The organism is Thalassotalea fonticola (assembly GCF_032911225.1).
Classification (GTDB): domain Bacteria; phylum Pseudomonadota; class Gammaproteobacteria; order Enterobacterales; family Alteromonadaceae; genus Thalassotalea_A; species Thalassotalea_A fonticola.
The window spans coordinates 3540257-3550302 of the sequence record NZ_CP136600.1 but is presented as its reverse complement, the minus strand read 5'-3'; the positions used below and the strand labels follow the sequence as shown (position 1 = coordinate 3550302).

Genomic DNA, 10046 nt, shown 5'->3' with positions numbered 1-10046 from the left:
ATGAGCGCCAAACTAACTAGTATAATAAAAATGAGCAACCAAATTTCAGACAATATTGGTTTACATCTATCCGCTGAGCAAGCCGTAGATAAAGTGGTTAATCACATCCAATTGTTTTGGGCACAATCGATGAAAAACGATTTAATCGCCTATTATAAAAATGATGGGCAACTGCTTAATGAATTGTCGAAACTGGCAACAATTAAATTAGCTGAGATGCAAGCAGCTGATTAGTTCTAGACGATAAATATCAGCATCAAACTTTTTTAATTAACTCACAAAGCTTAATCAATTGACTGAAAAGCAAAGACTATTTCACACTGATATTGATCATTGGGGTTTAAAACACTATTTGGAAAATGCTTAATATTAATCGCGTCAGTATAGTTTTGCGCTTCTAAACACAGCCCTTGATATGAATTAAATTGCCCGGTTAAGTAGAAGCCGGTGTATAGCTGAATAGCCGCCTGATCAGTATATACCGACATCCTTACTCGGTTTTTTAATGATGTTAACACCGCTTTTGGCTGTTCAAATGCCCCATCATTTAAAACAAAACAATGATCAAACCCGTGCTTCTCTTGCAATGATTTATCCCGGCTATTACTCTGCCGCTTGCCAACTGGAGTCGGCTCATTAAAGTCATAATCAGTGCCTGCTACAGGTAATAGGTTGCCCGTAGCAAGATTAGCACTGTCCGATTCAAGATAGGCCGAAGACATAATTTGTAAGTTTAAAGACTCGCAGTTTTCTTCGCCTAAATTAAAGTAAGCATGATTGGTTAAATTAATTGGCGTGGCTGCATCTGTATTGGCCAGGTATTTTATGCTTAGTTTATTATCGCTGCTTAATGTATAGGTAACCGATACCTTTAACGTACCAGGGAAACCTTGATCACCATCTTTGGAAATAAGCGATAAAGTAACCTTTGAACGACTCTGAGATTGGCTGTCTATTTGCCAATAACGAACAGAGAAGTTTTTGTCACCGCCATGCAAACAGTTTTTGCCATCATTTAATGACAACTGATATTCACGATCATTGAGTTCAAACTTTCCCTCAGCAATGCGATTGCACACTCGCCCACACGTAGCCCCTAGATAAAACTCATCGGTTAAATACTCGAGGGCCGTTGAGTAGCCTAAAGTCATTTCCGTTGGCTTGCAATTAACCGGAAATTTAATTGATTTTATCCGTGCGCCGAAATTAATGATTTCAACCGTCATGCCATTATCATTGGCAAGTGTCACAGTGTTCAATGCTGCCATCACATTAGCCATTAAGCTTGATACCCATCGGGGTTGTTTAATTGCCAGCGCCAGGTGTCGCTCATCATTTGCTCTAAACTTCGGCTTGCTTGCCAGTTAAGTTCGTTATTGGCTTTTGTAGCGTTAGCCCAAAAAGCGGGGAGATCGCCGGCTCTTCGTGGCGAAACTTCAAATGCTATGGAGTTATTAATTGCCTGTTCAAATGCTTTTACAATGGCAAACACCGAAACACCATTACCTGTGCCCAGGTTAAATGCTTCAACACCGCGAAATTCATTATTGCTATTTAGCCAATCTAGTGCTGCAACATGTCCTTGCGCTAAATCCATAACGTGCAAATAATCGCGTTCGCAGCTGCCATCAGCGGTAGGATAATCATCGCCAAAGATGCTGAGCTTATCGCGTTTGCCAACAGCAACCTGCGCTACATAAGGCAATAAATTATTGGGAATACCTTTGGGGTCTTCACCAATGTCGCCACTTTCATGGGCACCAATAGGGTTAAAGTAGCGTAATGATACACCTCTAAAATTTGTATCTGACAACGCAAAGTCAGCCAACACCCGCTCAACCATCACTTTACTTGCGCCATATGGGCTTGATGGCGTGCCTAACTTCATTGTTTCAACATAAGGTACGTCATTCTCTTCACCATAAACGGTGGCTGACGAGCTAAAAATGAAATTATGAACATTGTACTGTTGCATCACTTCAAGCAAACACACCGAACCATGCACATTATTTTGATAATAACTTAGTGGTATTTGCGCCGATTCACCTACGGCTTTTAGTGCAGCAAAGTGAATAACCGCATCAATGTTAAACTGCTCAAATACGTCACTTAACTTTGCTTTGTCACAAATATCACCTTCAACAAAACTTACTGACTTGCCGGTCAGCTTTTCCACTCTGGCAATTGACTCAACACTTGAGTTAGATAAATTGTCATACACGACCACATCGTAGTTGTGAGTTAATAATGATAAAACCGTATGCGAGCCGATATATCCGGCGCCACCAGTGACTAATACTTGCATGTTGTTACCTTTAAAAATGTAAGGCCAATCGATAACCAATTGACCTTACTTAAATTACGTATATAAGCTGATTTTGAAAGTAGCCTTGCTGCTTACCTCAAACTCAGCTGACTATTTACCACCAAGTGGCATACAAAGCGGTAAGGATAAGTACTACACCAACGGTAGCAACGTTAAATGACTTGTTGGTAGCAAAGCTCACTGTATCTAAAGACACACTGCTATCTTCTGTATTCGGTTTACCCATAATAGAGACTAGGTAACAAAGCGCTAAACACAGTAAGAACACTAAGCCCACTCGGTCCATAAACGGTAATTCAGGCCAGAATTTCATAAAGATGAAAGAGAATGCAGCCGAGCCAATTGCGGCCGAAAGAGCGCCCATTGAGGTAGCACGTTTCCAGAACATGCCCATCACAAATATCACTACGATGCCTGGTGTAAAGAACCCAGTGAATTCCTGAATGTATTGGAACGCTTGATCAAACTTGCCCAGTAATGGCTCAGCCACGATTAAGGCAATACATAAAGAAATTAACGCAGCAATACGGCCAATATGCACATAGTGGCGTTGGCTTTGGTTCGGCTTAAAGCGTGAATAAATATCCATGGTAAAGATGGTTGAGATACTGTTTGTCATTGACGCAAGAGACGACACGATGGCAGCAACTAATGCAGCAAATACTAGCCCTTTAATACCAACTGGCATTAACGCCATCATTGATGGGTAAGCTTGATCAGGTGTCGTTAAGGTAGGATATAACACCACGGCAGCAATACCAGGTAACACTACAATAACTGGCATTAACAGTTTAAGGTAGGCAGCAAAGGCGATACCTTTTTGTGCTTCTTTAATGTCTTTCGCCGCTAGTGCGCGTTGAATAATGTACTGGTTGAATCCCCAATAGCTGAAGTTCATGATCCACATGCCACCAATTAGCACAGAAATACCGGGCAAGCTCATATAGTGTTCATTTTCAGGGCTTAAGATCATGTCAAAATGCTCAGGCATTTTATCAGTAAGTACGCCAAAACCAGCTAATATGCCTTGACCATCAGATACAGCATCTAAGGCTAAATAGCTTAAGAACAGTCCACCAAACACTAATAACACAACTTGGAATATGTCGGTATAAGCAACGGCTTTTAGACCACCGTATAACGAGTAGGCAACAGAGAACACGGCTAAGAATATCATACCAAACATCCAGTCTACACCAGCAACAGTTTCAATTGCTAAGCCACCCAGCCACAACACGGCGGTTAAGTTAACAAAGGTGTATACCGCTAGCCAAAAAATTGCCAACGTAGTTTTTACTTTGCTGTCAAAGCGTTGCTCAAGATACTGGGGCATGGTGAAAATTTTATTTTCCAGGAAAATAGGCAGCATATATTTACCGACTATGATCAAGGTAATGGCTGCCATCCACTCATAAGAAGCAATCGCTAAACCAATGGCGTAGCCAGAGCCTGACATACCGATAATTTGTTCAGCAGAAATATTGGCTGCAATTAATGAAGCGCCGATAGCCCACCATGGCAATGCTTTACCAGCTAAGAAGTAATCTTCGGTATTCGCGCCTTCTTTCTTCTCATTACGAGAAATCCACAAGGCCAAGCATAATAGCCCTATGACATAGACAATAAAAATTGTGCTGTCTATCGTCCCCAATTTATTTGCAAAATCCATAATTTGTTCACCTTTTACTTTTAATTATAATTGTAATTTCTAGCTAACTTTCGTTGTCTCGAGTTATTCGTTTGTTGTAATTATCTAAATGCGCCTTGCGTTGCCGTACATAGATAAATGCTTGGTTTTAAACCAAATTGCTGTGGATAATCATTATTAACCACATCTGTTAATTTTGTCACCAAAGCCCTTGGCACCAGGGCAACAACACAGCCACCAAAACCACCACCGGTCATTCGTACTCCACCATTGACACCTACAACGCCATCAATAATTTCTACCAGGCCATCCATTTCTTTGGTGGTCACTTCAAAATCATCACGCAAAGAATTATGAGATTCTTTCATTGCCACACTAATGCTGGCAATATCATTATTTTTCAGAGCAGTTAGCGTAGCAACTGCTCGAGCGTTTTCACTAATTACATGGCGGGCACGCTTGAACAACTCAGGTTCAATTTGCTCTTTAGCATCGTTAAGCTGCTCCATGGTAACTTCGCGTAACGCCGATTTACCAAAGAATTGGGCCACTTGTTCACATTGCTCGCGTCTTAAATTGTATGCACTGTCGACCAGGCCTCGTTTTACATTTGAATTAACAATGAACAACGCTAAGTCATCCGGAATAGGCGCATCTTCAAACGACAAGTCTTTACAATCCAACAGCATGGCATGACTTTTCTGACCCATTGCAGAAATAAGTTGATCCATGATGCCACAATTACAACCAACAAATTCATTTTCGGCCCTTTGCCCCATTAGAGCTGCCCTGATGCCATCTAGATCTAATTGATAAAGCTCGGCAAAGGTTTTTAAAATGGCAATTTCAAAACTGGCTGAAGAGCTTAAGCCCGCGCCTTGTGGCACATTCCCCGTAACAACAAGGTTAGCGCCTTTAATATCAGGGTATTTTTCCATCAATGCTAGTAATGTGCCTTTTACGTAGTTACTCCACATCATCTGCTGATCAAACAATACTTCATTCAGGTTAAATTCATTGGTTTGCTCGTCACAATCATGAGCATACACTTTAACTATTGAGTCTTCGCGCTTTGATGCGGCAATAGTAGTGCCATAATTAATCGCGGCTGGTAATACAAAGCCATCATTGTAATCGGTATGATCACCAATTAAATTCACCCGGCCCGGGGCATGACAAACTAATTCTGCAGTTCTTTCAAATTGTTGGCTAAATAACTGTTGGGCAAGCTGCTGTTGATCTGGGCTTTGCTGAGTCATTAGTTTTGCTCCTTGTAATGAATATTAGATAAGTCACGTAACCTTTGTGCAGCTTGCTCTGCTGTAAGGTCGCGTTGTGCTTCAGCCATCATTTCATAACCAACCATAAATTTACGAACCGTAGCGGAGCGCAGTAACGGCGGGAAAAAGCTAGCGTGTAAGGTCCAGGAATCGTGATTCTCACCATCAAAAGGAGCGCCATGCCAACCCATAGAATAAGGAAAAGAACAATTAAATAAATTGTCATACTTGATCGTGATTTGTTTGAGAATGTCAGCTAAAGATAATTTCTGCTGTGCATTTAGTTCGGTAATTCGGGTTACTGGGAATCGTGGTAAAAGTAAGGTTTCAAACGGCCAGGCAGCCCAATACGGTACGACTACCAACCAATCATCATTAATTACCACAACTCTTTCTTGGTTTTTTACCTCTTTGGCGACGTAATCTTGCAACAAGTTACTGCCATACTGGTCAAAGTAAGCTTGTTGCGCTTTATGCTTTTTCATCACCAAAGTGGGTAATTGTTGCTGTGCCCAAATTTGCCCATGTGGATGAGGGTTAGAGCAGCCCATTATGCTACCTTTATTTTCAAATACCTGTACCCAAGTGTAGCTTTTCCCTAACTCGTCACACTGTTCTTGCCAAGTATCTACTACGCTGGAAATTTCGCTTATTGACAGCTGCGGTAAGGTTTTACTGTGATCAGGAGAAAAACAGATCACTCGGCTTTCACCTTGTTCAGTGGCCATTTTAAACAGCGGATCATCACTTTCAACAACTGGGGTATCTTGTTTAATCGCAGCAAAGTCATTAGTAAACACAAACGTCTCTTTATAGTCAGCATTTACTTCACCATTTATTCTGATATTACCTGCACAAAGAAAACATTTTTCGTCATACGCCGGCTTTTGCTCTTCATCAAGGGCTTCTACTTGCCCTTGCCAAGGGCGCTTTGCCCGATGAGGTGAAACCAACACCCACTCATCGATTAATGGGTTATATCTTCGATGCGGATGTTCGGTAGGGTCAAATTCATTTGTCATAATATTTACATGCCTCGCTATACCATATGCACCAAAGGGTAAACGTTTACCTTTTGTGATGCAAGTATTAATTTTCGTTAAAACACTTATAACTTGCCTATCAGATGCCAAATAATATATATTATGGTTAAGTTTAAAAGACAGTGAAGGTAAACATTTACCCCTAATGGCCACCATTAAAGATGTCGCTCGAATTGCCGGTGTTTCAGTTGCATCTGTATCCAGAGTTATAAATAACGGACCGAAAGTCAGTAAGAAGACCATTGAGAATGTTAATAAGGTAATGGCTGATTTAGGCTATACACCTAATGCCAATGCTCGTGCATTAGTGACACAGAAAAGTACCACTGTTGGTGTTGTTATTCCTGACTTAACCGACCCTTTTTTTGCTTCTCTTGCCCATGGCGTTGAGCAAGTTGCTCGCCAGCAAAACATGCAACTGCTATTAAGTACCGGCTTAGTTACGGCAGAATCTGAGCAACAAGCCATTAATTTACTTATTGAAAGACGCTGTGATGTGATGGTGATCCATAGTAAAAAATTATCTGATGACGCACTGATTGCATTAACAAATAAAGTATCAGGGTTAGTGCTCATCGACAGATATATTGAACAAGTTGCTCATCGCTGTGTTTGGTTAGATAATTTAGAAGGCGGCAAAATAGCAGCTCGACATTTACTAACGTTAAAGCATCAAACTTTTGCCTGTATTTCCAGTAAGTATCAAATTGATGATCCGAGCCTCAGACTGCAAGGCTTTCAGAGTGAGCTAAATGCTGCTGGCTTTAACCTTGATCAACAACTGGTTGAATATGGCGAACCTAACTTACAAGGTGGTGAAATTACCACGCAGAAGTTATTAGCCTCAGGTAAAAAGTTTTCCGCCTTGTTTGTTTATAACGATGCAATGGCAATTGGTGCCATTTCAACGTTAGAAGATAATGGTTACAGAGTACCTACTGACATTTCAGTAATAGGCTTTGATGATGTATTACTATCACGTTATTCAAGACCTAAGCTTACCACACTTAACTACCCTATTGAAGAAATGGCAATTCAAGCTGCAAATTTAGCCCTTGATTTAGCCAATAAGAATGACAAAAACAACAATACAAAAGACTTTAAATATATTCCAACACTGACAAAGCGTGAATCAACCAGTATAAATGATCAATAATATAATTTTAGTGTTCATCCAGGTAATTTTTTCTTATTATAGCGGTTAACTTTTAATCCCTAATTCAAGTTATGACAGATAAAACCAGACCTATTGATAAACCGGTAGAAAAACAACAACAATGTCATGTAATTTTGGCCGGTAATTTAGTTGCCAAGCCTGAAATTCGTTATCGGGCAAACCCTGTTGTGCCTATTGCAGAATTCGTAATTGCGACTAATCAGTCTTGGTTTGATAAGAGAACCAACTCGTTTAAAGACTGGACTAGCTATCATACCTGTCACTTTGAAGGTCATGACGTAGAAAAGCACTTTCTTTATGCTGACAAAGGCCAGTTACTATTAATACATGGCGCGATGAGTACCAGTAAAAAACGTAATAAAGATATCATTCAAATTGAGTCTTTGTCGTTAATTGGTAAAGGTATCCACAACGGTATTAACCAGCTTATTTGTAATGCGACTTTAAGCTCTGCAGTTAAGTTAGTAACCACTGAAAACAACGTAAGTTTGGCTGAATTTACCGTAACAATTAATGAGCCAGGCTTTGTAGAATCCGATCATCACTTTAAAGGTCAAAAGATCAGTCGCTTAGTTCATCTTTGGGGCAAAAGCGCAGAGTTTTTTGCCAGTAAAGCTCAACCTGAAGAGCAAATCCTTATAGAAGGGACGGTAAGTTACCTTAGCACCAATAAAAAACAGCAATTGATTGAAGCCAAGAAAGTTATCATTTGCCCTGCACCTTAATTTTTGGCTATTGTTGATGAAATCTTTTTGGTTGAAATATAAAGCCGCTATTACATTTTTAGGCTTTTTCTTAATAGTCAGTGCAGCCATAGGGTTGCTATTCAATTACTCAGGCCTACTATCTCAATTTGATCAGAATTGGGTCGATAACAGCATTAAGCAGCAAGGTAATTCCGGCATTTTGTATTTTATTACGGTGATTGCTTTAGCAACAAGTGTAGGTTTGCCAAGACAAGTGGCCGCCTTTGCCGCAGGGTATGCGTTTGGTATATGGCAAGGCACTTTAGTTGCTACCTTTGCGGCAGCATTAGGTTGTTGCATCACCTTTTATACGGCCCGATTTATTGCCAGACCATTAGTTTTAAAACGCTTTAGTGACAAAGTTGAAATCTTTAACAATTTCCTGCAAAAAGACACCTTCCAAAAAACCTTTATTATTCGTCTTATTCCCGCCGGTAATAACTTTCTATTGAACCTATGTTCCGGTGTTGGTGATATTTCAGCTAAAAAATACATTAGCGCATCATATTTAGGTTTCTTCCCACAAATGGCAATATTTGCCTTGGCCGGCAGTGGCATTCAAATGATGTCTTATTGGCAAATAGGGGCAAGTGCTGTACTAAGTGTTGTCGCTTGTTTATTAAGTTATCGCTTGTATCATAAATATAAAATTGAGTTAGAAACTAGCAAATAACTAGAGCACTATAACAAGAGGTTGTTCGTTTCGAAGCCTCTTGTTTTTAACTTAATAGAATTACTATAACGCTTAAACTAAGCTCGTTAACATTTCATCAGAATAGCTGACTAGTGGCTCATTATTTCTAATTTTTGCAACATAATCAGGGTTAGCGATAAAAGGCCTACCGATAGCGACAAGATCAAATTTGTCAGTATCTATTGCGCTACTTGCAGTTTCTGCACTGTAACTGCCCACACCCACTAATGTTTTATTATAGTTAGCTCTTACATAGCTAGAAACGCGGCCACCTAAATAGTCAAACTCCATACTATCGTCAAATATACCAATATGCAGAAACGCTAAATTTCGCTTTTCTAGTTGAGGTAGCAGGTGATCAAATACATCACGGTCTCGATTGTCCCCTTCCAGATTAAAATAGGCTCCTGGCGAAACTCTTAATGCAGTTTTATCATGGCCAATTCGGTCAATAACGGCATCAACAACTTGCAATGCGAAGCGACTCATATTTTCACTATTGCCACCGTACTCATCAGTACGACGGTTACTGTCATGATGCAAAAATTGATCGATGAGGTAGCCATTAGCGCCATGAATTTCGACGCCATCAAAACCTGCCGCAATCGCATTTTCGGCCGCTTGCGCATAATCATATATTAAGGTGTTGATCTCATCTATTGTTACGGCTTTCGGCGTTTTATAGGTGAGTTCACGCATTCTTGGTACGCTACCTTCAACAGCAATAGCTGATGGTGCCATGACTGCAGCATTATCATCGCCATTACTATAAAAGTAAGGATGAGCGACACGGCCAGTATGCCAAAGCTGGGCAAATATTTTACCGCCATTATTGTGTACTGCTGACGTTACCCGTTGCCAACCTTCTATTTGTGACTGACTGAATAATCCAGGAGTATTGGGATAGCCTTGACCATCAGGGCGAATTATCACCGCTTCAGAAATGATCAAACCTGCTTCTGCTCGGCGAGCATAATAATCGGCCATAGCTTGGGTTGGCACTAAATCATCATCTGCCATGCAGCGTGTTAACGGCGCCATTAAAATACGGTTGTTCAAATTAATCGTATTATTTAGCGCATAAGGTTTAAATAAATTTTCAGTCATCGCGGAATCTCTTTTTTGAATGTGC

Annotated in this window: 10 protein-coding genes; 4 read left to right on the top strand and 6 right to left on the bottom strand. The window is 40.4% G+C overall.

Annotated features, from left to right (window positions below; genetic code table 11):
- Positions 1-30: 30 nt before the first annotated feature.
- A complete protein-coding gene (locus RI844_RS14515; RefSeq protein ID WP_348395385.1) occupies positions 31-234 on the top strand; it encodes a formate dehydrogenase subunit delta in 204 nt (67 codons plus the stop codon).
- Between the two features lie 50 nt (positions 235-284).
- Here RI844_RS14515 and RI844_RS14510 read toward each other — a convergent pair whose 3' ends face one another.
- The 5 genes from RI844_RS14510 to RI844_RS14490 form a co-directional block, all read right to left on the bottom strand.
- Positions 285-1280 carry an aldose epimerase family protein gene (locus RI844_RS14510; protein WP_348395384.1) on the bottom strand — a complete coding sequence of 332 codons (996 nt, stop codon included), beginning with the start codon at positions 1278-1280 and terminating at the stop codon, positions 285-287.
- A complete protein-coding gene (galE, locus tag RI844_RS14505) occupies positions 1280-2305 on the bottom strand; it encodes a UDP-glucose 4-epimerase GalE (RefSeq protein ID WP_348395383.1) in 1026 nt (341 codons plus the stop codon). Before galE ends, RI844_RS14510 begins: the two co-directional genes overlap by 1 nt.
- A 115-nt stretch (positions 2306-2420) precedes the next feature.
- Positions 2421-3995 (bottom strand): sodium/sugar symporter, encoded by a 1575-nt coding sequence (locus RI844_RS14500; protein WP_348395382.1) that lies wholly within the window; start codon positions 3993-3995, stop codon positions 2421-2423.
- Between the two features lie 80 nt (positions 3996-4075).
- Entirely contained in the window at positions 4076-5233 is a 1158-nt protein-coding gene (gene galK, locus RI844_RS14495) for a galactokinase (RefSeq protein WP_348395381.1), read from the bottom strand.
- Positions 5233-6276, bottom strand: a complete 1044-nt coding sequence (locus RI844_RS14490; protein WP_348395380.1) for a UDP-glucose--hexose-1-phosphate uridylyltransferase — start codon at positions 6274-6276, stop codon at positions 5233-5235. The genes galK and RI844_RS14490 overlap by 1 nt, the downstream gene beginning before the upstream one ends.
- Before the next feature lie 166 nt (positions 6277-6442).
- Between RI844_RS14490 and RI844_RS14485 the strand changes: the two genes are divergently transcribed.
- The 3 genes from RI844_RS14485 (at position 6443) to RI844_RS14475 (ending at position 8893) form a co-directional block, all read left to right on the top strand.
- Positions 6443-7453 (top strand): LacI family DNA-binding transcriptional regulator, encoded by a 1011-nt coding sequence (locus RI844_RS14485; protein WP_348395379.1) that lies wholly within the window; start codon positions 6443-6445, stop codon positions 7451-7453.
- 71 nt (positions 7454-7524) lie between these two features.
- Complete coding sequence (locus RI844_RS14480; protein WP_348395378.1) at positions 7525-8199, top strand: single-stranded DNA-binding protein; 675 nt, start codon at positions 7525-7527, stop codon at positions 8197-8199.
- 16 nt (positions 8200-8215) lie between these two features.
- The gene (locus tag RI844_RS14475) at positions 8216-8893 is read left to right on the top strand and encodes a TVP38/TMEM64 family protein (RefSeq protein WP_348395377.1); all 678 of its coding nucleotides are present in this window, start codon (positions 8216-8218) and stop codon (positions 8891-8893) included.
- Between the two features lie 72 nt (positions 8894-8965).
- Here RI844_RS14475 and RI844_RS14470 read toward each other — a convergent pair whose 3' ends face one another.
- Positions 8966-10021, bottom strand: coding sequence for an alkene reductase (locus RI844_RS14470; protein ID WP_348395376.1), 1056 nt, complete (start codon positions 10019-10021; stop codon positions 8966-8968).
- Between the last annotated feature and the right edge of the window lie 25 nt (positions 10022-10046).